Below are 22,805 nucleotides of genomic sequence, written 5' to 3' on the forward strand. Positions count from 1 at the left end.
TTCGGGGCAAAGCTCGAGGACCCACACTGTGTGGGTCCGCGTCTGCGCGATGTTGCCCCCTCCGGATAAGCACCGGATATTCAGAAGCCGACTTCCCGGTACGGACCGGAAAGCAGGCTCCAAGACTTTGGGAACCACAACTGCAACTGATATCGACACTAGCACGGGACGAGCGCGAAGGGGGCGCACTATCTCACCCCTCTCGGGGGAATAAAGAAACTCCCCGCACAGCGCTCCAATTTCTCTGTCTGTCAGCACAGATATTCACCCCCGCCGGTGGCAGTGATCACCTCCCGGGCGCCGTCGGCTGGCGCGGTCCCGACTTGCCCGGCCCCGCCGTCCGGGGTGCCCTGGGGGCATGACGACCGAGCCCGGCGCGGTCCGGGAGACCTTCGCGTTCGCCTGCCGGAGCTGCGGTCACAGCTGGCGGGCGACATTCCGGCTGATGTTCTTCACCGACCCGCTCGACACGACGGGACAGACCACTCAGGAGTACGTCGACGAGGACGGGGCCGCCGTCAGGTCGCCGCTGACCGACGCGGTGTGCGGGAAGTGCGGGAGCCGGCGAGTCCAAGTGTCAGCGGCCTGACCTACCCGGCGCATACGCATGCCGGCCGCCGCCTGACCTACCCGGCGCGTACCCCTGTCGGCCCGCCGACCTACCCGGCGCGTACCCCTGCCGGCCCGCCGACCTACCCGGCGCGTACCCCTGCCGGCCCGCCGACCAACCCGGCGCATACGCATGCCGGTCGGCTGGGCGGGCCCTGGGCCGGGACTCACCCGGACGGACCGGTGCGCTGGTGGGGGCGGAGGTCCGGTGGTGGCGTGGGGGTACTGCCGCGTCCTCTGGAGGCCCCGCCATGAACCCTCGTCCGTCCCGTCTTCTCGCCTCAGCGCTGACGGCGGGCGTACTGGTGTCGGGGTCCGCCTGCTCGGTCTTCGAGCAACCCGGCGAGGAGGCGACCAACGAAAGGGTCACCGCGTCCCCCGCCACCCCGTCGTCCCCCGCCGCGTCCGCCACCCCCTCGCTCACCGTCACGCAGGCCCACGCCGCCCTGCTCCGCCCCACCGAACTGGGCGAGCGGTGGTCCGCGACACAGGGCGGGGCGACCTGGCGGGACGGTCTCCTCAAGGGCCGGACGGACGTCGCGGACTGTCAGCGGCTGCTCGACGGCCTGTACGCCGAGGATCTGCTCGGGAAGCCGAAGGGCGCCGGCGCGGTCGTCGGCCTCGACGAGAGCGACACCGAGGCGCAGTTGCGCTACCAGGTGGCCGCGTACGGCGGACCGGCGGAAGTGGACGCGAAGATGGCCTGGCTGCGGACGCTGCCGGTGAAGTGCGCGGAGTTCACGTCCACCGATGTCCGGGGCGGGCGGCAGACGGTGACGGTCGTCCGGGCGAAGCTGCCCGGTGTGGGCGACGCCCGCGAGGGCCTGCGGATGACCATGAGCGGTGAAAGCGATCCGTACGGCGAGACCCCGACGTTGACGCTGGACTTCGCCGCCGCGCGGGTCGGCGACCGGGCCGTCTCCCTCACCAATGGCGGACTCGGCGGCGCCGAGGAGGACTTCACGAACCGGGCGATCGAGCTGGGCACCCAGCGCCTCCAGGACGTCCTCGCGAAAAAGTCCCCGGCACCCCGTCCCTCCGCCCGGCCCTCCACCCGGCCCTCAGCCCGCCCCTCCGCCCAACAGGGCTGATCAGAGCGGGAGTTTCGGCGACCTCGGACAGCTCGGGATCGTCTCCGTGGATGCCGAGGTGGCGAGGTGGCGAGGTGGCGAGGTGGCGAGGTGGCGAGGGATTCTCGTGGCCCTCGACGCGCCCGCCGACCTCGACGTCACGGAGCGGTAGCCGCCGGCGTTGCCTCGCCCCCGGCAGGCAGGGCATCGGAGGACGTCGAAAGGTCGGGGGTCGCCGTGGGCGCCGTGGGCGCCGTGCCCTCGATGTCGACCACCGAGCCCACCGCCAGTTGCCCGTACAGCCACTCCGCGTCGCTCATGCGCAGGCCGATCCAGCCGGACGTGCGGTCGTAGGCGCCGGGGGCCTTCTCGTCGTAGGAGAGGGCGGCGATGTAGTTCGTCCGGCCGTCGGAGGAGAGGAGTTCGATGAACCAGGAGACCTTGAGGTCGTAGCCGGGGGCGACGACGTCGTCGCTGGGCATCATCTTCGTGCTCACCTTGGCGGTGACCGTCATCCGGCCCGTCGCCGTGGGCGTCTCGACAGTGCCGGAGGAGACCGGCAGTTCGCGGCCCCCGACCGTGACCGTTCGCCGGGACAGGTTGACCGTGGCGTCCGCCGTCGCCGGAATGCTGGGCGTGCCGGTGGGGCTCCCCGCCGGGGACGGGTGCCGGTCCGCGGTACCGCCGCCCAGGTTCAGGGCCACGACCAGGGCGAGCGCAGCCGCGGCGGAGGCGCCGACGACCGCGCCGGCCGTACGGCGGTGGCGCCGGCGGCGTACCGCTCTGCCGCGGATCTCCGCGCCGGACAGCGACGGAGGCGTCTCACCGGCGGCGGCCAGCTCCCGCAGTTCCGCGCTGAGTTCGGAGGTGAGTTCATCGGACACGGTCGTCCTCCCGCTCCCCATCGCCGACCGAACCGGAGGAACCGGCCGAGCCCGCGCCGCCCGCCGAGTCCGCCGTGAGCTCCCGCGCCAGCGCCGCCCGGCCACGGGACAGCCGGGCCTTGACCGTCCCCACCGGGGCGCCGGTTTCGGAGGCTACCTGCTCGACACTCAGGTCGCACAGATGGTGCAGGACCAGGGCCATCCGCTGTGGCTCGGGCAGTGTGCGCAACGCGGCGACCAGAGTGGCGCGGTCCGGATCGGGCCCGGGGACGTGCTGCGGCGGCGGATTCCTGCGCACCAGTTCCAGCCAGCGGCGCGCGCGGCGCCAGCGGCTCACCGCGAGCCGCATCGCCACAGTCCGTATCCACGCCTCGGGTGCTCCGTCGAGGAGGAACTCCCGCCGCTGGTCCCAGGCGCGGACGAACGCCTCCTGGACGACGTCCTGGGCCTCGCCGTGGTCCCCGGTGAAGGCGTAGAGCTGGCCGGTCAGCCGGGGGAACGCGGTCGCGTAGAACGCGTCGAACTCTTCCTCTGTCATGCCCCCGCCGGAGTTTCCGGAAAATCCCCAGTCCTGTGCAACCCGGCGGTCAGTGCCGTGCGTACAGGTCCCGTACGTCGCACATCGAAACACATCACAGGGGGATCTGGATGACCACGGGGACCGGGACGACCGCGAGGACCGGGAGGAACGGGAGGAGCAGGAGGAGCAGGAGGACCGAGGGAGTGAGGAGCGGCCGGGCGGCCCGCGCAGTGAGCGCGGCGGCCCTGTGCGTGTTCGCGCTCGCGGGCTGCTCGGCGCAGGCGGTGGCCGGGGGGACACCGCGCGCGGCCGAGCAGGAGGCGAACGCCCGGCCGGCGGACGCGAAGCCGAGCAGCACGGCGAAGCCCACGCCCACCCGGACACCCCTCAAGGCACTGGACGGCGCGCACATCAACATCGCCGACGGACAGACCGTGGGCGTCGGTATGCCGATATCCGTGACCTTCGACCACGCGATACCCGCCGCCGAACGGGCTGACACCGAGCGGCAGTTGAAGGTCTCGGCCGATGTCGAGGGCTCTTGGAGCTGGGTCAGGGACCGCAATCTGCTCGACGGGCAGCGCGTCGACTTCCGTCCGCGCGAGTACTGGAGTCCGAGCACGGAGGTCACCGTCCGGGCGGGCTCCGGGATCACCCGGCACTTCACCGTCGGCCGCTCGCTCGTCGCCACGGTCGACGTCCGCAGCCACACCATGACGGTGGTCAAGGACGGCCGGACCCGGACCGTTCCCGTCACCGCGGGTGCTCCGGGCATGGACACCTGGAACGGCACGATGGTCGTCTCCGACAAACAGCGCGAGGTCTTCATGGACTCGCGCACCGTCAACTACGGCGACGCGTACGCGGGTTACTACTCCTACGCCGTCCACCTCACCACCTCGGGCACCTACCTCCACGAGAACCCGAAGGCCGACACGTACGCGGGCCGGCAGAACGTCACGCACGGCTGCGTCGGGCTCGCGACCGACGGCACGGCGAAGCGGTTCTACGACGAGGTCATCCCCGGCGACGTCATCAAGGTCGTCGGCTCGAAGGAGACCGTCGACGTCGGCAACGGCTACGGCGACTGGAACGCGAGCTGGGAGCAGTGGCGGGCGGGCAGCGCGCTGACGTGACACACCGGCCGAAGAAATCCGGCGCCTGTGTCATCCCGGCTGTGGCCGCCGGGAGTTTCAGGGAGTGGAAGGGAGTGGAGAGGCGCACTCCGCCCCACAGCGGTGCTCATCACACAGCGGTGCTCGTCACACGGCGGTGCTCGTCACAGAGCAGTACTCGTCACACAGCGGTGCTCGTCTCACAGCAGTACTCGTCACACAGCGGTGCTCGTCTCACAGCAGTACTCGTCTCACTCATCCGGATCCCCAAAGGTCCGCGCAACACGAGGAGTTGTCCGTCCATGACACGGATGTCCATGACACGGATACAGCAGTACGTGGCCGTCACGGCGGTCGCCGCCGCGCTGGCGGGGGTGCCCACGGTGTCGTACGCCGCCGCGCCGGGGAGGGCGGCGTACGACACCGGCAGGCAGGCGCCTTCGGCACAGATCGTGGCCCCCGGCGAGCACGTCACGGGCGGCGAACCCGGCTTCGAGCTCTGGCTCACCGAGGAGGGCAAGTACTGGACCACCCCCGACGATCCCGAGCCGCGGTTCCGCAGCGTGGTCGACGGGAACATCGACCCCAGCCGGCCGGGCGTCTCGGTCCAGGCGGAGGGCAATCAGGGGCACTACGTCCTGTCCGGCCTGTACTACGGCGGCACGGGCACGGCCTCGCGGGTCGCCGTCAGGACCTCTGTCGGGACCGTGCACGGCAAGCTGCTGGAGCTGGCGGGCAAGCCCGGCTGGGGTGTCTGGTACGCCACCGCCGATGTGCCGATGAGCGATGAGGGTGGCTTCGACGCCTTCCACTCCGTCACCGTCTACGACACCAGAGGCAGGGTCTACTCCCAGCTCAAGCTGAACTGAGCCTGCGAGCGGGGGAGTCGGGTCGCTCCGGTCTCGACTCCCCCGCACCGCACCTTCCCCCACGAACCCGATTCCGAGGGACACCGCCGGCCGTGCAGCACAACTCCACCGACGCCCCCGTAGCCCACGAAGTCCCTTCCCGTGAAGGGGAGTTCGCCGCGTACGCCGCCGCTGCCTGGCCCCGCCTCGTGCGCACCGCGCACATGCTCACCGGCGACTTCCACGAGGCCGAGGATCTCGTCCAGACCACGCTGGCCAAGGTGTACGCCCGCTGGCGGCGCATCCCGCGCGACGACGTCGACTTCTACGTACGCCGCTCGCTGGTCAACAACAACCTCAGCCGGGTGCGCAGAAGACGGGTCGTCCATCTGCTGACGCCGTTCCTGCCCGAGCGGATGCACCAGCGCGAGCCGGGGCACGCCGAGGCCGTCGAGCAGCGGGCGGCGCTCGGCCAGGCGCTGAACTCGCTGTCGGCGCGGCAGCGGGCCGTGCTGGTGCTGCGCTACTGGGAGGACCTGGGCGAGGCCGAGATCGCGCAACTGCTCGGCTGCTCGGTCGGCACGGTCAAGACCCATGCCCGGCGCGGCCTGGAGTCCCTGCGCGTCCACCCCCTGTTCGCCGGCCGACACACCGTTTCCGGAGCCCGCCCATGAACCGCACCTCCCGACCGCAACGTCCTGTCGTGGAGCCCGAGGGACTGCGCGAGGCCTTCGCCGAAGCCGCCCTCGACGTCACACCCTCCGCCGTGCCGATCGCCGCCATCGAGCGCGCGGGCCGCCGGCGCAAACGGCACCGCAGAGCCGCCGTGCTGGGGGCCGCCTGCGGAGTGCTGCTGCTTCCGCTGGCCGTGGTCGTGCTCCGTGAGGACGTGGCCTCCGGGCAGGGCGAGAGCGAGCGGGTGACGCCGCCTGCCGCGAGCGCCGGTCCGACGCCGTCCCCATCCGTGGCGCACGCCGGGAAAGTGCGGATCGTGACGCCCGGCGAGCGTGTGGAGGTCTCGCCCGGTACCGAGATCTGGCTCACGGAGGACGGCAAGCACTGGTCTGAGCCGGACCGGCCGACCCAGTTCCGCAGCGTGAGCGACGGCAACCTCGACCTGAGCAGTCCCGGCGTCAGCGTCCAGGAGTCCGGGCACGACGACGTCTACTTCCTCTCCGGCATCTTCCACGGAGCGGGCGAACCGGCTCGCGTCGAGGTGAGGACCGTCGCGGGTGACATCGACGGCACGGCGCTCACGCTGGCGGGCGAGCCCGGCTGGGGCGTCTGGTACGCGGAGGTGCAGGTGCCGGAGTCCCGGACGCCGTCCTCGGACTCGCTGACCGGTGTCACCGAGAGCGTCACGGTGTACGACTCGGCGGGCGGAGTCCTCGCGAGCCAGGAGCTCGCCACGTGAGGGCCACCGTGCGCAACACCCGCGCCCGTCTCGTACGCCGCGTCCGCGCCCGCCGTACACGCGTTCGGCGCACCCGTGGCCGCCGGCTGCGACGCGTCCTCGTCGTGCTCCTCGCCCTCCTCCTCACCCTCGCGGGCGCGGCCGTGGTGGCGTACCGGATGACGGACATCCCCGAGCCGCACCCGGAGACGGCGATGCAGAGCACGGTCTTCGTCGACTCACACGGGGACTACCTGGGCAGACGCGGCCCGGTGGACCGGCAGGAGGTGCCGCTCTCCCAGGTTCCGCGGCATGTGCAGGAAGCGGTGATCGCCGCCGAGAACCGGTCCTTCCGTACGGACACGGGGATCGCCCCGACCGCGATCGCGCGTGCGGCGCTCGCCGCGGTGACCGGGGGTGCCCCGCAGGGCGGTTCGACGATCACGCAGCAGTACGTGAAGAACGCGCTGCTGAGCCCCGAGCAGACCTTGTCCCGCAAGGCGCGGGAGGCCCTGATCGCGGTCAAGCTGGACCGCACCCGGTCCAAGGACGAGATCCTGGAGGGCTACCTCAACACGGTCTACTTCGGGCGGGGCGCGGCGGGCATCCAGGCCGCCGCCCGGAACTACTTCGGCGTGGACGCGAAGGACCTGACGATCAGCCAGGGAGCGGCGCTCGCGGGCATCGTCAACATCCCCTCGTACTACGAGAAGGCGGGCTCCGACCCGGAGGTGACGGACACGCTGCTGGCCCGGTGGGAGTGGGTGCTTGACGCGATGGCCGACAGCGGCGCCGTCACGGCCGCCGAGCGGAGCGCGGCGCGTTTCCCCGCCTTCCGTTTCTATCCGCCCGGCGACACGGACGGGCAGCGCCAGTACCTGATCGACGTGGCCGCGGCGGAGGCCGCCGACCGGCTCGGCATCACCCAGGACGAGCTGGCCCGCGGCGGCTACACCGTCCACACCACCTTCGACCTCACGGCCCAGAACGCGGCGGCGGAACTGGTGGACGACGCCAGGCCTTCGGACAAGGATCTTCAGCTCCACACGGCGGTCGTCGCGGTGGTCCCCGACGACGGAGCGGTCCGGGTGCTGTACGGCGGCGCGGACTACGCGCGGCAGCCGTTCAACGACGCGCTGAACGGCGCCGTCGAGGCCGGCACGGCGCTCGAGCCGTTCACCGGCACGAAGCTCGGCGCGCCACTGACGGACCTGCCGCGCAAGACCGCACCCACCCCCTTGGAGCTGGCGTCGGCATGGGCCACGGCCGCTGCCCAGGGCACGTACGCCGAGCCCTACACGGTCGGGAAGATCACCCGGTCCGGGCACACCGTGTACGAGGCCCACGCCCGCACCCGCAGCGCGATGGAACCGTTCGCCGGCGAGATGATCGCCCAGCGCCTGTACGGCGAGACCTCCGGCCCCGTCGGCCCGGTGGCCGCGCACACCGGCGGCGCCGGAACCCGCACCCTGTGGCAGACCACGTACGACGACCGGCTCGCCGTCACCGTCGCCCTCTTCGCCCAGCATCCCGCCGAGGGCGAACACCCGGCCGGCCCGGCCCAGCTTCCCTCCGGCGCCTCCGACCTGGCCCTCAGGGTCAACGCGGACGTACGGAACCGGCTGGCGCCGGGGGCGTGGGAGGCGGCCGCTCCTGCCCCGGCGCCGACCGACCGGGCGTGGCAGAAGAAGCCGGAGTGACGTACACCGCACGTCCCCGCACACGGCACGCGCCGTGCGACCACATCCCCGCGCACGGCACGACGCACCGCGAGACCACATCCCCGCACACGGCACGTCGCACCGCGAGACCACCGCGCACACCGCACGCGCCGTGACCTTCCTCTCGCACCATGACCTCGGCCCCGTCACCGAACCGTCCTCACCGAACCGTCCTGATGAACGGTCCCGCGGACCTGCGGGACCACCGGAGCCCTACCCGAACGGTTGAGCGCGGGAAGCGATCCAGAGCCGAGATCGACTCCGCCCAGAGCCGGGATCGAGACCTTCAAGCTCTACCGCGGGCCGAAATAGGGCCCATACTGGTTCTACGATGACGAAGCCATCCGCGCCCCGGCGCCACCTGCCCACCAGCCCCTTCGCCGCCCCGGTCGTCCCCGTGGCCAAGGAGTTCAGCCTCGGAGACCGCGTCTCCCACGACCAGTACGGCCTGGGCACGATCGTCGGTGTCGAAGAGGGCATCGCGATGCTCGTCGACTTCGGCGCCCGCCAGGTCCGCGTCCTCAGCCCCTACACCCGGATGGACCGGCTCTGACCCGCACATTGTGACTGGTCCGTCACCCGTCCACCTCCACCCCGTCCACCTCACCCCGCCACAGCCGCCTCCGCAGCGTGCGGAGCCCGCGGTGAGCGGCGGTGGAGGTGGACGACTACGTTCGTGCGCCGGCGTCGACGAGTCGGCGCACGTGCCACCCACTGCTGAGCGGCCCACCCCACCAGCTCCTCACCGTCTGCCGTGACGTCCTAACGGCGCTCGTACGGGTTCGCCGGTTCCTTCACGTTCTGCACCGACGTCGAGTCCAGTACGGGGGGCCACGCCTCGTCGGAGCCGAGCTTGCCCTTGGGGTGCCAGGTGCCGGTGACGGTGACCCAGGTGTCGTTCACGGGGGCGTCCGCGCCGGTGATCTGGATCTTGTACGTGCTGGCGTCGGCCGCGCAGCATGTGATGAGGAGCCGGGCCAGGTACCAGGTCCCGTCGTCGCCCCGGGTGACGAAGCCGGTCATCCGTACCGTGCGGCCCGTCAGCGACTTGCCGCTGTCGTAGATCGCCCGGGAGGTGTACTCGCCCAGGGTCAGGTCCACGGGGTCCCCGGAGGGGAGAGCCGGGAACGTCCCGACGCCCTGGGCCGCGCGCTGCTGGGCCTCGCGGTCCGCGCTGTACGAGCCGAGGGCGGGGGGCGGGAAGAGAAGGAGGGCGGCGGCGGGGACGGCGAGGAGCCAGGCTACGCGGGGGGTGCGGTGGTGGCCGTGACGGTGGCCGAGGTCGTCTTCGGCGTCCTCGGCTTCCGCTTCCGCTTCGGTTTCGGCTTCGTCCTCCGCCTCGGCCTCGTGGTCGTGCGTTCTCGTCGCGCGTACTGCGCTCAGCGCGCTCAGCGCGCCCAGCGCCAGCAGCACCACCCCGGACGCGATGAGGTACACCTTCAGCCCCGTCTGCACATACCGCAGGTACAGGTCGCTGAACAGGGTGATCTTCAGTGTCGCCGCCCCGCTGAGCAGCAGCAACAGTGCGGGTCCGTAGCGCCTCACAGCAGCCACCACCCGACCAGGACACTGCTCACGAGGGCCACCACCCAGGTCACGGAGGAGAAGCGCACGGCGAAGGACTTTCCGAAGGTTCCCGCCTGGAGCGCGATCAGTTTCAGGTCCACCATCGGGCCGACGACCATGAAGGCCAGCCGCGCGGTGGGCGAGAAGCCCGTCAGGGAGGCGGCCACGAAGGCGTCGGCCTCGCTGCACACGCAGAGCACGACGGCCAGTACGGCGAGCAGCAGTACCGACAGCCACGGGGAGCCGGTGAACAGGTCGAGGACGGACCTCGGAACGACGATGTTGAACGTCGCGGCCGCCGCCGCGCCCAGCACGAGGAACCCGCCCGCGTGCAGGAAGTCGTGCTGGAGCCCGGCGCGGAAGTCGTCCCAGCGGGAGCCGGTGGATGTCGTTTTCTCGGGGGCCGGCTGCTTCGGCAGCCGGATCCACTCCTCCCTTCCGAAGCGGACCCACAGCCAGCCCATCACGACGGCCGTCGCCAGGGAGGCGAGCAGCCTGGCGAGGACCATCATCGGATCGGCCGGGAAGGCGATCGACGTGGCGACCATGACGACCGGGTTGATCGCGGGCGCGGAGAGCAGGAACGCGAGGGCTGCTGCCGGGGTGACCCCGCGCCGCATCAGGCTCCCCGCGACGGGGACCGAGGCGCACTCGCAGCCCGGGAGTACGACGCCGGCCGCTCCGGCCACGGGTACGGCCAGCGCCGGATTGGCGGGGAGCAGCTTGCTGAAGACCCGCTCGGGGACGAAGGCGCCGATCGACGCCGACACGAGCGTGCCCAGCAGGAGGAAGGGGACCGCTTGTACGACGACCGCCGTGAAGACGGTCCACCACGCCGACATCGCGGGGGTGGCGAGGTCCAGGGCGACCATCGGGCCGAGCACCGAGACGACGGTGCCGATCGCTATGAGTGCGAGGCCGCCGAGGACCAGGTGGACGAGGGTGCGGGCGGCTATCCGCACACCGTCGGCCAGGCCGCTCCGGCGCGCCGGGTGGTGCTGGTTCTCCACGCGCCTGGTTCCCGCCTGCCCTTGGATGTGCCGTTCGTACGCATCCGCAGGCTAACCGGGGGCGCTGTGCGGGGGACAGCATTCGTCGAAGAGGGGGCTGTGCGGGGGCTGAGGTGGGTTTGTCTCGCCCCCTCCGCCCCTACCCGTCCCGTGTTCCCGTGTTCCCGTGTTCCCGTGGGCTGCCGCACCCAGACCCCCGCTTCGGCCTGAACGGCCTCGTCCTCAAACGCCGGGCGGGCTGAAACCCGGGGCCGAAAAACTCACAGTGGGGGCTGGGCCGGCGCCGGGCCCAGGGTGGTGGTGCCCGGGGCCGTGCGGTGGCCGAGGCCCGTGCGGTACGCATCGAGGGCGGCCTCGACGCGGCCCGTGCGTCGCAGCAGGTCGCCGAGGAGGCGGCACAGGTCGGCGAGGTCGCCCGCCGCGCCGGCCCGTTCCAGGAGGCTCAGCGCGCGTACGTAGTGCTCCTCCGCCGATTCCGTGTCCCGGGCGTCCTCCGCGATGATCCCGAGGAGGCGGTGCGCGCCGGCCGAGTGGACGGCGCCGCGCTCGGAGTTGAGGTCGCCGAGCACCTCGTGCAGCAAGGTGGCGGCCTCTTCGGACTTCCCGCGCCGGTGCAGTACGTCCGCCAGCTCCACGGCGACCTGGCTGGTGTAGAGGGCGGCGCGCTTGGCGGAGAGCATGGCCCGGGCCTCCCTCAACTCACCTTCCGCGCGCTTGAGTTCGCCGTTCTGGACGTACAAGTACCCACGCATCCAGTGGCAGTTGGCAAGTTCCGTACGGATCTGAAGCTGGCGGTACAGCTCGGCGGCTTTGGCCAGCGAGGCGTCGGCCTCCGCCATCCGGCCTTCGGCGATCATCGTCCGGGCGACCGACCGGTGCATACGGGCCAGTAGCGCCGGGTCGCCGACCTGCGGTGCCAGCGCGAGGGCGAGTTCGGCCGCCTGAGCGGCGCGGGCGTGCGCGCCCATGTCCATGTAGGGCGCGATGATGCCGGTGTAGAGGAGCAGGAGGGCGTCGGGGTCGTGCATCCCGGTGCGGTTCAGTTCGTCGAGGGTGGACTCGAACAGGTAGCAGGAGTAACGGAGTTCACCGGCGAGGTAGTGGGACACCGCGCGGCCACGGATGGCCGGCACGCGGTTCGGCAGCGGGGCGTCGCCCAACCGCCCCTCGGACTCCTCGAACCGCTTCCGCGCCGTTTCCAGATCCCCGGTCTCCAGGGCACATTCACCGAGCCCCAACAGCGCGGCGGCCTGCTCCGCGACCAGCCGGTGCGCGTCCGCCTCCGCGAGGAGCCCGTCGTACTGCTCCGCCGCGACCTCGGCCTCGCCGGTGGCGAGGGTGCGCTGCGCGTCGGTGAGCCGCAGCCGCAGGTCGGTGGCGAGATGGGTGGGACGGCCGGTGGTCAGTTCCTCGTACGCCACTCCGAGGCGCTCGGCGATGTGCCTGAGCGCAGGCTCGGAGGCCCGCACCCGTCCGGCTTCCAGGGTGGAGATGTAAGCGGGTGTGTACACCGGCTCCGCCAACTGCTTCTGCGTCAACCCGAGCTTCATACGCAACTGTTGGACCCTGCGCCCGATGATCTCCGGGTCGTCGCGCTCCGCCATGACTCAAGGATGCCAGTACGCCGACTTACATTCGGTCAACTTTTGACTATTATTCCAACTCCCCTTGATTGCCTTGCCCTTTGACACTCAGAGCCCCTACGTTAAGCGCGAGGTTAAACCCGCTTAATACGCCGCTGTCGTTGCGAGGTCGCCATGCTCCGACGTATTACCACCCGCTACTCAAGAGGCTTCGGCGCGGCTGTCATCGCCGTCGCCGCGCTGCTCCTGGCCGCGAACGCGGGCCCCGCACGGGCGGCCGACCCGGCGCCGGTCGCGAGCGCGACGCGCTAGATCCGGTCCTCGAAGCTGGGGGTCCAGCTGACGAGCGACGTCCGGTCAGAATTCCGACGTGTCCAGTGGCACCACGCAGATCTCCCCTTCGACCAGCTCCACGCGCCAGCCCTCGGGGGCAGCCGCACTGAAGAGCTCGAAGGCCTGCTCGACGCTCACGCCGCCCACGTAGTGGGGCAGCTCGTATTCGCCGTCAGGATCGTCGTAGGGACCGTGAATGGCCTCACCCTGGTACCCCGGCATGATGATCGGCTCCACCGTCTCCACGACAGACATCCTTCGCTCAGCGCGACAGTCCCAGCGTAGACCGACGGTCCGTATACGGAATCCGGAACGGTTCACTCGAACGAGCGTGCTGTTACGTTTCCGCGCCGGGAAGTGGCAGATTCGAGGGAGGTGAAGGTCGGTGTGGTTCGCGTGCCCCGTCAAGCGGGATCCCGGCCCGGGCCGGGCCGGCGAACGGTCCCGCCGAGCGTGGTGAACGCCGCAGTCCGGACGACAGCAAGCCGGTCTACGCTGCGTTCATGACCTCTGCCGCCGCACGCGTCGCCTTGGAAATCACCGCCGACCTCCCGGTCTCCGCGCTGGAGGACTTCTACCGGGACCTGCACCGCCACCCCGAACTGGCCTTCCAGGAGCACCGTACGGCGGCGAAGCTGGCCGAGCGTCTGACCGGGGCGGGCTTCGAGACGCACGAGGGCATCGGTGGCACCGGAGTTGCCGGGCTGCTGCGCAACGGCGAGGGCCCGACCGTGCTGCTGCGCGCCGACATGGACGCGCTGCCGGTGTCCGAGGAGACCGGGCTGGCGTACGCCTCCGGGACGCCCGGGGTGATGCACGCCTGCGGGCACGACATGCATGTGACCTGGCTGGCCGGCGCCGCGGCGGCGCTGGCCGCCGGACGGGACGCCTGGTCCGGGACGCTGCTGCTGGTCGGCCAGCCCGCCGAGGAGTCCGGTAAGGGCGCGGCCGCGATGCTCGCGGACGGGCTCTACGCCCGCGTTCCGCGCCCCGATGTCCTGCTCGGCCAGCATGTGACGCCGGGCCCCGCGGGCCTGTACGCGCATGTGCCGGGGCTGATCATGTCGGCGACGACGGACGTCGACATCGTGGTGCACGGGCGGGGCGGGCACGGGTCGCGGCCGGAGACCACCGTCGATCCGGTGGTGACCGCCGCGTACATCGTGACCCGGCTGCAGACCGTCGTCAGCCGCGAGATCGCCCCGCGCGAGTCGGCGGTCCTGACCGTCGGCCGTATCGAGGCGGGAACGGCCTCGAACATCATCCCCGCGACCGCCCGTATCTCGCTCAACCTCCGTACGCAGTCGGACACGGTCCGGGACCGGATGATCACGGCCATTCGCCGGATCGCCGAAGGCGAGTGTCTCGCCGCGGGCTGCCCGCGCGAGCCCGAGGTGACACTGGGCAACAGCTTCCCGGCGACGGTGAACGACCCGGAGACCGACCACCGTGTCGCCGGCGTCCACCGCGAGGTGTTCGGCGAGGGGACCGTCTTCGACTCCGGCCCGGCGATGGGCAGCGAGGACTTCTCGCTGCTCGCGGAGGGCAAGCTGCCGTACGCCTACTGGTTCGTGACGAGCACTCCGGCCGCGGTGTGGGACGAGGCGCCGGGCGAGGACCTGATGACGAGGTTCGACGCCGTCCCCAGCAACCACAGCCCGCACTTCGCACCCGACCTGTCCGTGGTCGCACCGGGCGTACGGACGCTGGTGTCCGGGGCGCTCACCTACCTCGCCCCCGTCGGCTGACCGGCGAGTTCCGTCGCCCGGAGTTCGTCCAGGTGTTTCTGTACGTGACTCAGCGCGCCCTCCCGGCGGCCGGGGACCCGGTGGCGCAAGTGGGCCAGGGCGGCGCCGAGTTCGCGGGCCGGTGCCACGTCGCCGATGCTGCTCCACTGGTGGTGGGCCCGGTCGGCGGCCGTCTCGACGGCGGGCGCGTCCGGGGGCTGGCCCGCGCCGAGCCGGGCGTTCGCGACCGCGAGCCAGGTCCGGCAGCTGCGGACCGGGTCCCCCGCGAACATCGCGAGATCCGCACGGACTTCCATCCAGTGCAGCACCTGCTCGGAGGCCGGCCCGTACATCCGCAGGGCCTCCTGTTCCTGCCGGGCGGCAAGCGCGTCGGCTTCGCCGTGCCGCTCGGACTGCACGGCGGCGGTGATGAGGGCATGGACGGTCGGGGCTGGGGCCGGGACGGGTGCCGGGGTGGATGCCGGGATGGATGCCGGGGTGGGTTTTTTCGCCCCCTCCGCCCCTACCCGTCCCGTACCCGGGGGCTGCCGCCCCCAGGCCCCCGCTTCGGCCTGGACGGCCTCGTCCTCAAACGCCGGACGGGGTGAGAACAGCACCATGTCCCCGTACCCGCCCTCCCCCGCGATGCGCGTCAACGCGTGCTGATGGAGCTGCGGAAGCGACGGCCGGTGACCGCTGCGCAGAAGGGTCGCCACGGCCTTCATGTACGTCGGCGACGCCACCGTACGGCGCGGCGGAGGCGGCGCGACGCGGCCGTACAGCGCGGCGGTCCGGCCCGCGGCGAGCGGATGCGCGGTCAGGTGCTGCCAGGTCTCCGGGTCGGCGTGGAGGTCGGCCAGGATGCTCGTCGTGCCGGGCGGGCGCAGCCTCAGTTCCTCGGCGATCCAGTGCCAGGGGAAGGCGGTGTAGCGGACCGTCGCCGGGGTGGTGCGGGCCAGGGCGAGATGGGGGAGTCGCTGGCGGCGGTCCAGTTGGAGCTGGCCCGTCACGAACATGGTCAGCGGGCCGGGGGCCGCCGCCGCGGCGCGCAGCCGGGTGAGGACGGCCTGCGGCTCCAGCGGGTCGGCGAGTTCGACCACGTTCGCGGTGTCCGCGCCGGACAGGACGGCGGGGGACACCGCCGCGAGTACGGGTAGCACGGAGGCCGCGTCCACGAGACGCCCCTTGCCCACCGGCGAGGCCGCAAGGAGCAGCACGGTTCCGGGCACAGGTTCCCTCCCCATCGATCACTTACGCCAGCACCGTAACCGCTGCACCTGCGAAGGAGGGAGACAGGAGTGCAAACGCCCTGCTATGACGCGGCTTGTCCCTCACTCACAGAAGGCTGCCGACGTCGTACGGCGAAGATCGTCGTGTCGTCGGCCAGCCTGCCGCCGCAGTGCCTCAGGGTGGCGTCGCGGACGAACTGCACGAGGAGCTGCGGATCGGCGATGCCCGGGTCCTCCGCCACGGCGTGGGCCACGCTGTCGCGGAGCGGGAAGAAGGCCCCGGCGGAGTCGCGGGCCTCGGTCACCCCGTCCGTGACGAGGAGCAGGGTCTCGCCGGAGGCGAGCGGGACGACGATCAGCGGCGCCGGGTGGTACGTCAACTCGCTGAGCCCGAGCGGGAGTCCGTCCCCGGGCGGCAGCGAACGCACCCCGTCGGGGGTGATCACGAGCGGCGGTTCATGGCCGAAGTTGATGACCTCGACGGTGTCGATGGAGGCGGGCAGAGCCGGACCGTCAGGGGGGACCGGGCCGTCCTTGGGGACCGGGCCGTCAGGCGGAACCGGGCCCTTGGGACGGACCGAGCCCTCAGACAGAACCGGGCCCTCGGGACGGACCGGCCCCTCTGGACGGACGACGCCCCCAGGCGGGACCAGGCCCTCGGGCGGGTTCGAACTGTCGCGCCGGGTCGGGCCCTCCCAGGCGGCCCTGGGGAAGCCGACCAGGATCGCCGTCGCGAAGCGGTCGTCCTCGTCGTAACCGAGCGCCGCGCAGTAGTGGACGTGCCGGAGCATGCGGATCTCCAGGCGTTCGGAGACGGTGCGCAGCAGACGCTCGTGGTACGCGGACTCGCGGAAGGTGCCCAGCAGCGCGGCCGCCGTCTCCACCGCCTTGAGTCCCTTGCCCTGGACGTCGCCGAGGAGCACGCGGGTGCCGTACAGGCCCGGCTGGATGTCGTAGAAGTCGCCGCCGACGCGGGCCTCGCTGTCGGCGGCGAGGTACACGGCCGCGTGGTCCAGACCGCCCCAGCCCGGCGCCAGCGGGCGCAGCAGGGTGCGCCGGGTGGTCTCGGCGACGTCCTGCATGTGCAGCATGCGCCGCTCGCCGCGGACCCGGACCGCGCAGGCCAGTGTCGCGAGGACGCCGCCCACGGCGACGAGGATGAAGTCGGGCAGGCCGGTCTGGTACTGGTGCGGCCAGGACGTGTCGACGGTGAAGTAGGTGATCAGCGAGAGCACCGCGAACGCGCCCGTGCCCCACACCCCGCAGATCGCCGCCGCGATACCCGGCACGAGCACGATCCACGAGATGATCCGGAACTCGCCGGAGGTGTTCGCGTCGGCCAGTGTGATGCCGATGAGGAGGAGCAGCGGCGGCACCCAGCCGACGCTTCGGCCGCGCAACCGCAGGATCTTCTGCCGCTGGACCGGGTCCGCCCGTCCAGCGGGGGGCAGTTGCTCGATTCCGGACCACCGGCTGCCCACCTCGCCGTACCGCCTCTTCCTCGTGCCCGTCAGTACGCGACCGACATCCGGGCCCGCGGATGGGCGTCCTTCTCCAGCTCGTCGACGAAGGCTACCGCGTAGTCCTCGGCGCTGATCCGGCCCGCGTGGTGGTCCTCGGTGAGCAGCTGGTCGCCGCCGATCCGGAACCGGCCCGTGCGTTCGCCGGGGGCGATCTCGGGGGCGGGAGACACATAGGTCCAGTCGAGGCCCTCGTCGTCGAGGGTGCGGAGGTAGGTGAGGACGTCGCGCTGGGCGAGGGCCTCGGGGAGGTAGTCCTCGGGGAAGCCGGGCTGGTCCGCCAGTGCCTGACCGGGCGCGACCTCCAGGCTGCCCGCTCCCCCTACGACGACGAGCCGCCGTACTCCGGCCGCCCGGACCCCCTCCACCAGCGACTGGTTCATCACGAGGAAGGGCGCCTGGGGATTCGCGCCGTCCCGGGGCGGCGCGCACGCCGACGCCACCGCGTCCGCGCCCGCCGCCAGCTCGGCGACCCTGGCCCGGTCCGAGATGTCGGCCACCGCCGTGGTCACTCCGGGCACCGGGGACTGCCCGGACCTGCTCACGGCCGTGACCTGGTGTCCGCGTGCCGAAGCCTCCGTGGCGATACGGCTGCCGACCATGCCGGTGGCGCCGAAGAGTACGAGCTTCATGAAGCTCAGCGAAACACGGTGCGCCGAGCCCCGCATCCCGACTTGCCAGGCACCCGGGCCAGGTGTGCCCTGTAGGCAGGGGCGAGGAGAGAGGAGTGCTCCCATGGCTCAGGCAGCACCCGCATCACCGGCGTCAGGGACACCACGTACAACCGGACCGCGGAAAACCGGATCGCGCACAACCGGACCGGATCGGCCCGGCTTCCTGTACGACCTCATGGGTCCGCGGGCGGCGGGCCTCGTCAAGTGGGCGATGCCCGTCGTCGGCGGTCTCGTCTACGGCTTCTGGGCGGCGGCCATCAACCGCGACACCGCCGCGATCACGGGCTGGAACGTGCTGTTCGGTTTCGTCTGCGCCATCGCGTTCGCCGCGGCCTGGATCGGCGTACGCATGATGGCGCCGCTGATGAAGCGCGAACTGCACGCGCTGATGTGGATGGCGTTCGCGGGCATCGCGTTCGGCTTCCTCTACAGCCAGACCGGCCACACCGTCCTGCGGTCGGTGATCATGTCGCTGGCGATCGCGGGAAGCGTGTTCGCGGTGCTCTTCTACCGCTACTACACCCACGAGGACGCCGAGGGGCACCGGGTCGACTGACCGCCCGACACTCGACGTACAGCACCCGGGGCCCGGCTACTGCGCCGGGCCCCGGGTGCCTCCCTCACTCACCTATCCCCTGGGACCCCAGTCCCAGGAGCTCGCGGAGGAGCCGGAGATGCTCCAGCTCCATGAACCGGAGGCGCTGAAACTCCAGGAACCGGACGAACTGGAGGCGGAGTCACCGCCGTTCCACCGGTCGTTGTTGTCCTGGTGGTCGTTGTTCCAGCTGTTGTCGCCGTACTTCCAGTTGTCGTCGTCCCAGGCTCCGTCCTTCCAGCCGGGGCACGGGTCCTGGCAGCTGGGCACCCACTGCCTGCCGATGTCCACGAACTCGGCGCTGGCCCAGCCCTGTGCCCCGACTAGCCAGAACCACTCCGTGTTGCCGAAGACGCTCTGCCCCTGCACCGCGCACAGGACGCGGTCCTGACTGCCCGGCGAGAGTCTGTCGACGACGGACGAGTACGTGGTGGGGTCCTCTCGTACGTTCATGTGGCCGCGGGAAACGACGGTGCCCCATATGGGACTGTCCGAGCCGCCGCCACCGGAGGTGGTGTGCGCCGGCGTGGCCGCCGCCGAGGTGCCCGCCACGGCGACGGTGAGAACACCGCCGGTGAACAGGCCCACAGCAAGGGTCCGCAGGGCCGGGTTGGTGCGCATATCGGCCTCCTTTTCCCCAGAACCAGGTAACACCCGTTCGGGTGAGGGCTCCACCGGAGAGCACGCGGGCCGTGCGGTTACTGGGCTGCGGGCGGGTGCGCCGGTACGTGGTGAGTTCCGCACCGGAGCCCGGCTCCCCGTACGGCTTGTCGTATGCCCGTACGGCTTGTCGTATGCGCCCATTTGCAGCCAGAACGGTCGCGCCGCGCGCCGTGGAGGTCTTGCCTGGAGGGGTGTCCCACCGTGCCCGCAGCGCCCTGTCGGCCGCGCTGATCGTCCTCGCCTGTCTGCTCACGCCGCTGGGCGCGCTCTCGGCCTGGGCGCTGTACGGGATCGGCGACAGGGCCCGCTACGAGGCCACCATGGCCCCGCTCGCCGCCGACGCGGACGTGCGGGACGCGATCACGGCCGGGGTCGCCGACGGGATCATGCGGGAGGTCCACGTACGGCCGCGCATGCAGGGGCCGGTGAACTCCTTCGTGCGGGACGCGGTTCGCTCGTTCACGCAGACGGAGGCGTACCGCACGGCGTGGGAGGCCGCGAACAAGGCCGCGCACGACGCCGTGATGCGGGCGCTGCGTGACGACAGCGCGGGCCCGGTGACCGTCGACCTCGCGACCGTCACCGAGCGGGTGAAGCGCCAACTCGCCGCCGACCACATGCCGTTGGCGGACCGTATCCCCGTCGAACACACCGAGGTCACGGTGCTCGGGGCCGAGGAACTGGTCCGGCTCCGGAAGGGATTCCACGTGCTCGAGGTCGCCGCTTTCTGGCTGCCGGCGGCCTCCGTCGTCCTCACCCTCGCGGGAATCCTCGTCGCGGTGTGCCGCCGCCGCGCGGTGCTCGCCACGGGGCTCGGCACCGCGCTGGGCGCCGCACTGCTCGGCTTCGCGATCGCCGTCGGCCGCCGGCTCACCCTCTCCGACCTGCCGGCCGGCGTCTCCCACACGGCGGCGGGCGCGGTGTACGACGCCCTCACGTCCACGCTCCGCCTCGCCTGCTGGCTGCTCCTCGCCCTCGGCGTCACCGTGGCCGTCATCGCGCTGCTCGCCGGCGCGTACGCCCGGCACGCCCGGCACCGGCGGGCGGCAACGACGGGGGCGCCCGCGCAGGATCAGGCTCAGGCTCAGGCGGAGGGCGCGACGCAGGTCGGGGCATGACCGTGTCGTGCGGCCCAGCCGTGCCGCGGGCAACCCAGCCGTGTCCAGCGGCCCAGCCGTGTGGGACAGCCCGGCCTTCTCCTCATTGCACTAGACCAAAGATCTTATTGCACTGGGGAGTTGGCCGTGCCTAGGCTCGTGACCATGGCAGCCGACCTCCCGCACCACCCCCCGTACCTCGCTTACGCAGACGAGGGGAACGCCGACTCCGCCGCGCTCCCCCTCGTCCTGATCCACGGCCACCCCTTCGACCACACGATGTGGACCCCCCAGATCGCCGCGTTCGCCCCTTCCCGGCGGGTCATCGCCCCGGACCTGCGCGGCTACGGCGCTTCCCCGGTGGTGCCCGGCGTCACCCCGCTCTCGACGTTCGCCGAGGACATCGCGGCGCTCCTCGACGACCTCGGGACCGAGGAGTTCGTCCTCGCCGGGCTGTCGATGGGCGGGCAGATCGTCATGGAGTGTTACCGGCAGTTCCCGGAGCGCATCCGGGGTCTGGTCCTCGCGGACACCTTCCCGGGCGCCGAGACACCCGAGGGGAAGAAGACGCGCAACGCGATGGCGGACCGATTGCTGCGCGAGGGCATGCGCGGCTACGCCGACGAGGTGCTGCACAAGATGGTCGCGCCGTACGCCGACGCGCAGGTCGCGGGGCACGTGCACCGGATGATGACCGCGTCCTCCCCCGAGGGCGCGGCGGCGGCCCTGCGCGGCCGCGCGGAACGCCCCGACTACCGTTCACTGCTGACCAGGGTCACGGTCCCGGCCCTCGTCGTCGTGGGCGCCGACGACGAGTTCACCCCGGTCTCCGACGCACAGGCCATGCACGCGGCGCTCCCCGACTCCACGCTCCGCGTGATCGACTCGGCGGCGCACATGCCGAACCTGGAGCGCCCGGAGGAGTTCAACGAGGCACTGGCGGGCTTCCTGGCAGAGGTGGACGGCTGACCCGGAGGGCTTCGCGGCGGCTCACCCGTTCGGCCCACCCCTGATGCGTGCCCTCCGCCCCCGGGGCGAACCTGCCAGTGACCTCCAGGCCAGCTTCGAGGAGACCCCAATGACCCAGCACGCCGCGCCGCCCTTCGACCCCAAGCACCCCACAGCCTCGGCCGGAGGCTCGGCCTGGGCCACCGGCGGCACCGTCTTCGCCGGTGTCCTGATGATGGTCAGCGGCATCCTGAGCGTGCTCAACGGCATCGCCGGCATCGCCGCCGACGACGTCTACACACGCCTCGGCAGCTACGTCTACGAGTTCAACCTCACCACCTGGGGCTGGATCCACCTCGTCATCGGCGTCCTGGTGGCCGTCACCGGCTGGGGCATCCTCCAGGGCAAGCCCTGGGCCCGCGGCGTCGGCATCGGCCTCGCCGCCCTCTCCATGGTCGAGTACTTCATGTTCCTCCCCTACGCCCCCTTCTGGTCGATCATCTCCATCGCCATCGCGGTCTTCGTGATCTGGGCCCTGGCCACGGCGGGACGCCCGTCGACCACGAAGTAGTCCCCCGGCACCGGCCTCCAGGGCAACCCACGGCCGCCTCATCTCGTCCTTAGGGTTCTGAGGGGAGAATTCCGCACCCCCTCGCGGACGAGCGAAAGGCCGGGGCCTGGACTTGGACACTGCGGCGGCGGACCGGTGGACCGGGCCGGAGGAGGCCGTTGGGCGCCGGCGGGGTCCGGGGATGTGGCTCGCGGGTCTGCTGCTGGCCGGGGTGAGTGTGGTTCTCGGTTTCCGGGTCGGGGACAGTGACGGGATCACACCAGTACCGCAGTTGCTGGCGTTCCTGCCGTGGCTGCTCGCGCCCGCCGGGCTCGGACTCGCGCTCGCGCTGCTCGCCCGCTGGCGGACCGGAATGGTGTGGGGGGTGGCCGTGCTGGGCGGTCTCGCCTGGTACATCGAGCCGTACGGGAAGACCGGCTCACCCACGGGGACGCCGCTGGCGGAACTCCGGGTGATGACCGCCAACGTGCAGTTCGGGCGAGCGACCGACGCGCTGATCGGCGCCGTCGAGCGGGAGAAGCCCGCCGTCGTGTTCGTGACGGAGTGCGAGTACACCTGCTCCCGCGCCTTGCGGGACGCCTTCGGCGGGAGCGGCGGGGCGTTCCCGTACCGGGAGGCCGTCGAGGGCGCCGGATCCGCGGGGTCCGTGATCCTCAGCCGGTTCCCGCTCAAGGCCGCCGACGGCATCCGCAAGACGACCATGGGCATGCCCGGCGCGGTGGCGGACGTGGCCGGTCACGACGTACGGCTGCAGCTCGCGCACCCCATGCCCCCGCTGCCCGGCCAGGTCGGCGTCTGGCGGCGCGAGCTCGGCGCGCTGCGCGACTACGCGGCGGCGAGCGAGGGGCCCACCATCCTGGCCGGGGACTTCAACGCCTCCCAGGACCACGCCGCGTTCCGCCGCATCCTCGACACCGGTCTGCGCGACGGCGCCCGCCTCGCCGGAGCCGCCCGCACCCCGAGCTGGCCCTCCCGGACCGCCCCCACCCTGGGCGCCCAGATCGACCATGTGCTGGTCTCCGGGGACATCGCCGCCCGCAAGGCCGCCTTCCTCCCCCTCACCGGCTCCGACCACCACGCACTCGTCGTCGACCTCACCCTCCACCAACACGGCTGACACAGGGCCGGC

Annotated in this window: 24 protein-coding genes and 1 pseudogene; 15 read left to right on the forward strand and 10 right to left on the reverse strand. The window is 71.7% G+C overall.

Annotated features, from left to right (window positions below; all coding sequences use genetic code 11):
- Positions 1 to 358 precede the first annotated feature (358 nt).
- Together ACFYPC_RS12615 and ACFYPC_RS12620 are read left to right on the forward strand one after the other, a co-directional pair.
- A complete protein-coding gene (locus ACFYPC_RS12615) occupies positions 359 to 589 on the forward strand; it encodes a hypothetical protein (protein ID WP_388674229.1) in 231 nt (76 codons plus the stop codon).
- Between the two features lie 271 nt (positions 590 to 860).
- Positions 861 to 1,700, forward strand: a complete 840-nt coding sequence (locus tag ACFYPC_RS12620) for a hypothetical protein (RefSeq protein ID WP_388674231.1) — start codon at positions 861 to 863, stop codon at positions 1,698 to 1,700.
- A 137-nt stretch (positions 1,701 to 1,837) separates the two neighbouring features.
- Here ACFYPC_RS12620 and ACFYPC_RS12625 read toward each other — a convergent pair whose 3' ends face one another.
- Positions 1,838 to 2,563: a L,D-transpeptidase gene (locus ACFYPC_RS12625; protein ID WP_388674233.1), complete on the reverse strand. Its 726-nt coding sequence runs from the start codon at positions 2,561 to 2,563 to the stop codon at positions 1,838 to 1,840.
- Positions 2,553 to 3,101, reverse strand: coding sequence for a SigE family RNA polymerase sigma factor (locus tag ACFYPC_RS12630; RefSeq protein WP_388674235.1), 549 nt, complete (start codon positions 3,099 to 3,101; stop codon positions 2,553 to 2,555). The genes ACFYPC_RS12625 and ACFYPC_RS12630 overlap by 11 nt, the downstream gene beginning before the upstream one ends.
- 185 nt (positions 3,102 to 3,286) lie before the next feature.
- On the opposite strand from ACFYPC_RS12630, the gene ACFYPC_RS12635 reads away from it, so the two are divergent.
- The 6 genes from ACFYPC_RS12635 to ACFYPC_RS12660 all read left to right on the forward strand — a co-directional run bounded on the left by ACFYPC_RS12635 (position 3,287) and on the right by ACFYPC_RS12660 (position 8,713).
- A complete protein-coding gene (locus ACFYPC_RS12635; protein WP_388674237.1) occupies positions 3,287 to 4,219 on the forward strand; it encodes a L,D-transpeptidase in 933 nt (310 codons plus the stop codon).
- Between the two features lie 281 nt (positions 4,220 to 4,500).
- Positions 4,501 to 5,067: a hypothetical protein gene (locus ACFYPC_RS12640; RefSeq protein WP_388674239.1), complete on the forward strand. Its 567-nt coding sequence runs from the start codon at positions 4,501 to 4,503 to the stop codon at positions 5,065 to 5,067.
- A gap of 92 nt (positions 5,068 to 5,159) precedes the next feature.
- The gene (locus tag ACFYPC_RS12645) at positions 5,160 to 5,720 is read left to right on the forward strand and encodes a SigE family RNA polymerase sigma factor (protein ID WP_388674241.1); all 561 of its coding nucleotides are present in this window, start codon (positions 5,160 to 5,162) and stop codon (positions 5,718 to 5,720) included.
- A complete protein-coding gene (locus ACFYPC_RS12650) occupies positions 5,717 to 6,460 on the forward strand; it encodes a hypothetical protein (RefSeq protein WP_388674243.1) in 744 nt (247 codons plus the stop codon). Before ACFYPC_RS12645 ends, ACFYPC_RS12650 begins: the two co-directional genes overlap by 4 nt.
- Positions 6,457 to 8,139, forward strand: a complete 1,683-nt coding sequence (locus ACFYPC_RS12655) for a transglycosylase domain-containing protein (protein WP_388674245.1) — start codon at positions 6,457 to 6,459, stop codon at positions 8,137 to 8,139. Before ACFYPC_RS12650 ends, ACFYPC_RS12655 begins: the two co-directional genes overlap by 4 nt.
- A gap of 352 nt (positions 8,140 to 8,491) precedes the next feature.
- Entirely contained in the window at positions 8,492 to 8,713 is a 222-nt protein-coding gene (locus tag ACFYPC_RS12660; RefSeq protein WP_081218430.1) for a hypothetical protein, read from the forward strand.
- A 209-nt stretch (positions 8,714 to 8,922) separates the two neighbouring features.
- Here ACFYPC_RS12660 and ACFYPC_RS12665 read toward each other — a convergent pair whose 3' ends face one another.
- The 3 genes from ACFYPC_RS12665 to ACFYPC_RS12675 form a co-directional block, all read right to left on the reverse strand.
- Positions 8,923 to 9,705, reverse strand: coding sequence for a TIGR03943 family putative permease subunit (locus ACFYPC_RS12665; RefSeq protein ID WP_388674247.1), 783 nt, complete (start codon positions 9,703 to 9,705; stop codon positions 8,923 to 8,925).
- Positions 9,702 to 10,736, reverse strand: coding sequence for a permease (locus ACFYPC_RS12670; protein ID WP_388674249.1), 1,035 nt, complete (start codon positions 10,734 to 10,736; stop codon positions 9,702 to 9,704). Before ACFYPC_RS12670 ends, ACFYPC_RS12665 begins: the two co-directional genes overlap by 4 nt.
- A gap of 260 nt (positions 10,737 to 10,996) precedes the next feature.
- Positions 10,997 to 12,340: a helix-turn-helix domain-containing protein gene (locus ACFYPC_RS12675; RefSeq protein ID WP_388674251.1), complete on the reverse strand. Its 1,344-nt coding sequence runs from the start codon at positions 12,338 to 12,340 to the stop codon at positions 10,997 to 10,999.
- Positions 12,341 to 12,493: 153 nt separating this feature from the next.
- Here ACFYPC_RS12675 and ACFYPC_RS12680 point away from each other — a divergent pair, with 153 nt between their 5' ends.
- Positions 12,494 to 12,631, forward strand: a complete 138-nt coding sequence (locus ACFYPC_RS12680) for a hypothetical protein (RefSeq protein ID WP_388674253.1) — start codon at positions 12,494 to 12,496, stop codon at positions 12,629 to 12,631.
- Positions 12,632 to 12,697: 66 nt separating this feature from the next.
- Here ACFYPC_RS12680 and ACFYPC_RS12685 read toward each other — a convergent pair.
- Positions 12,698 to 12,874: pseudogene (locus ACFYPC_RS12685) on the reverse strand (Uma2 family endonuclease); the annotation flags it as partial.
- Positions 12,875 to 13,155: 281 nt separating this feature from the next.
- Between ACFYPC_RS12685 and ACFYPC_RS12690 the strand changes: the two are divergent.
- Positions 13,156 to 14,400, forward strand: coding sequence for an amidohydrolase (locus ACFYPC_RS12690; RefSeq protein ID WP_388674255.1), 1,245 nt, complete (start codon positions 13,156 to 13,158; stop codon positions 14,398 to 14,400).
- Here ACFYPC_RS12690 and ACFYPC_RS12695 read toward each other — a convergent pair.
- The 3 genes from ACFYPC_RS12695 to ACFYPC_RS12705 form a co-directional block, all read right to left on the reverse strand.
- Entirely contained in the window at positions 14,379 to 15,608 is a 1,230-nt protein-coding gene (locus ACFYPC_RS12695; RefSeq protein ID WP_388674257.1) for a hypothetical protein, read from the reverse strand. The two genes, ACFYPC_RS12690 and ACFYPC_RS12695, sit on opposite strands and share 22 nt — an antisense overlap.
- A gap of 83 nt (positions 15,609 to 15,691) precedes the next feature.
- On the reverse strand, positions 15,692 to 17,089 hold the full coding sequence (locus ACFYPC_RS12700) for a SpoIIE family protein phosphatase (RefSeq protein WP_388674259.1): 1,398 nt from the start codon (positions 17,087 to 17,089) through the stop codon (positions 15,692 to 15,694).
- Between the two features lie 29 nt (positions 17,090 to 17,118).
- Positions 17,119 to 17,760, reverse strand: coding sequence for an NAD(P)-dependent oxidoreductase (locus ACFYPC_RS12705; RefSeq protein ID WP_388674261.1), 642 nt, complete (start codon positions 17,758 to 17,760; stop codon positions 17,119 to 17,121).
- 217 nt (positions 17,761 to 17,977) lie between these two features.
- Between ACFYPC_RS12705 and ACFYPC_RS12710 the strand changes: the two genes are divergently transcribed.
- Positions 17,978 to 18,358 carry a hypothetical protein gene (locus ACFYPC_RS12710; RefSeq protein ID WP_388674263.1) on the forward strand — a complete coding sequence of 127 codons (381 nt, stop codon included), beginning with the start codon at positions 17,978 to 17,980 and terminating at the stop codon, positions 18,356 to 18,358.
- 72 nt (positions 18,359 to 18,430) lie between these two features.
- On the opposite strand, the gene ACFYPC_RS12715 is transcribed toward ACFYPC_RS12710, so the two are convergent.
- On the reverse strand, positions 18,431 to 19,018 hold the full coding sequence (locus tag ACFYPC_RS12715) for an SH3 domain-containing protein (RefSeq protein WP_388674265.1): 588 nt from the start codon (positions 19,016 to 19,018) through the stop codon (positions 18,431 to 18,433).
- A 233-nt stretch (positions 19,019 to 19,251) separates the two neighbouring features.
- Here ACFYPC_RS12715 and ACFYPC_RS12720 point away from each other — a divergent pair, with 233 nt between their 5' ends.
- The 4 genes from ACFYPC_RS12720 to ACFYPC_RS12735 all read left to right on the forward strand — a co-directional run bounded on the left by ACFYPC_RS12720 (position 19,252) and on the right by ACFYPC_RS12735 (position 22,793).
- A complete protein-coding gene (locus ACFYPC_RS12720) occupies positions 19,252 to 20,178 on the forward strand; it encodes a hypothetical protein (RefSeq protein WP_388674267.1) in 927 nt (308 codons plus the stop codon).
- 144 nt (positions 20,179 to 20,322) lie between these two features.
- Positions 20,323 to 21,126 carry an alpha/beta fold hydrolase gene (locus ACFYPC_RS12725; protein ID WP_388674269.1) on the forward strand — a complete coding sequence of 268 codons (804 nt, stop codon included), beginning with the start codon at positions 20,323 to 20,325 and terminating at the stop codon, positions 21,124 to 21,126.
- A 109-nt stretch (positions 21,127 to 21,235) separates the two neighbouring features.
- On the forward strand, positions 21,236 to 21,676 hold the full coding sequence (locus ACFYPC_RS12730; RefSeq protein ID WP_388674271.1) for a hypothetical protein: 441 nt from the start codon (positions 21,236 to 21,238) through the stop codon (positions 21,674 to 21,676).
- A 112-nt stretch (positions 21,677 to 21,788) separates the two neighbouring features.
- Positions 21,789 to 22,793, forward strand: a complete 1,005-nt coding sequence (locus ACFYPC_RS12735) for an endonuclease/exonuclease/phosphatase family protein (protein WP_388674273.1) — start codon at positions 21,789 to 21,791, stop codon at positions 22,791 to 22,793.
- Positions 22,794 to 22,805: the final 12 nt, after the last annotated feature.

Origin of the sequence: Streptomyces sp. NPDC005808, from assembly GCF_042871385.1 — a bacterium.
GTDB lineage: Bacteria > Actinomycetota > Actinomycetes > Streptomycetales > Streptomycetaceae > Streptomyces.

Excerpts from the sequence above, each read along its gene's own strand:
- ACFYPC_RS12615 (WP_388674229.1), top strand. The coding sequence starts at position 359 with ATGACGACCGAGCCCGGCGCGGTCCGGGAGACCTTCGCGTTCGCCTGC.
- ACFYPC_RS12620 (WP_388674231.1), top strand. The coding sequence starts at position 861 with ATGAACCCTCGTCCGTCCCGTCTTCTCGCCTCAGCGCTGACGGCGGGC.
- ACFYPC_RS12630 (WP_388674235.1), bottom strand. The coding sequence starts at position 3,101 with ATGACAGAGGAAGAGTTCGACGCGTTCTACGCGACCGCGTTCCCCCGG.
- ACFYPC_RS12640 (WP_388674239.1), top strand. The coding sequence starts at position 4,501 with ATGACACGGATGTCCATGACACGGATACAGCAGTACGTGGCCGTCACG.
- ACFYPC_RS12650 (WP_388674243.1), top strand. The coding sequence starts at position 5,717 with ATGAACCGCACCTCCCGACCGCAACGTCCTGTCGTGGAGCCCGAGGGA.
- ACFYPC_RS12660 (WP_081218430.1), top strand. The coding sequence starts at position 8,492 with ATGACGAAGCCATCCGCGCCCCGGCGCCACCTGCCCACCAGCCCCTTC.
- ACFYPC_RS12675 (WP_388674251.1), bottom strand. The coding sequence starts at position 12,340 with ATGGCGGAGCGCGACGACCCGGAGATCATCGGGCGCAGGGTCCAACAG.
- ACFYPC_RS12680 (WP_388674253.1), top strand. The coding sequence starts at position 12,494 with ATGCTCCGACGTATTACCACCCGCTACTCAAGAGGCTTCGGCGCGGCT.
- ACFYPC_RS12690 (WP_388674255.1), top strand. The coding sequence starts at position 13,156 with ATGACCTCTGCCGCCGCACGCGTCGCCTTGGAAATCACCGCCGACCTC.
- ACFYPC_RS12705 (WP_388674261.1), bottom strand. The coding sequence starts at position 17,760 with ATGAAGCTCGTACTCTTCGGCGCCACCGGCATGGTCGGCAGCCGTATC.
- ACFYPC_RS12710 (WP_388674263.1), top strand. The coding sequence starts at position 17,978 with ATGGGTCCGCGGGCGGCGGGCCTCGTCAAGTGGGCGATGCCCGTCGTC.
- ACFYPC_RS12715 (WP_388674265.1), bottom strand. The coding sequence starts at position 19,018 with ATGCGCACCAACCCGGCCCTGCGGACCCTTGCTGTGGGCCTGTTCACC.
- ACFYPC_RS12725 (WP_388674269.1), top strand. The coding sequence starts at position 20,323 with ATGGCAGCCGACCTCCCGCACCACCCCCCGTACCTCGCTTACGCAGAC.
- ACFYPC_RS12730 (WP_388674271.1), top strand. The coding sequence starts at position 21,236 with ATGACCCAGCACGCCGCGCCGCCCTTCGACCCCAAGCACCCCACAGCC.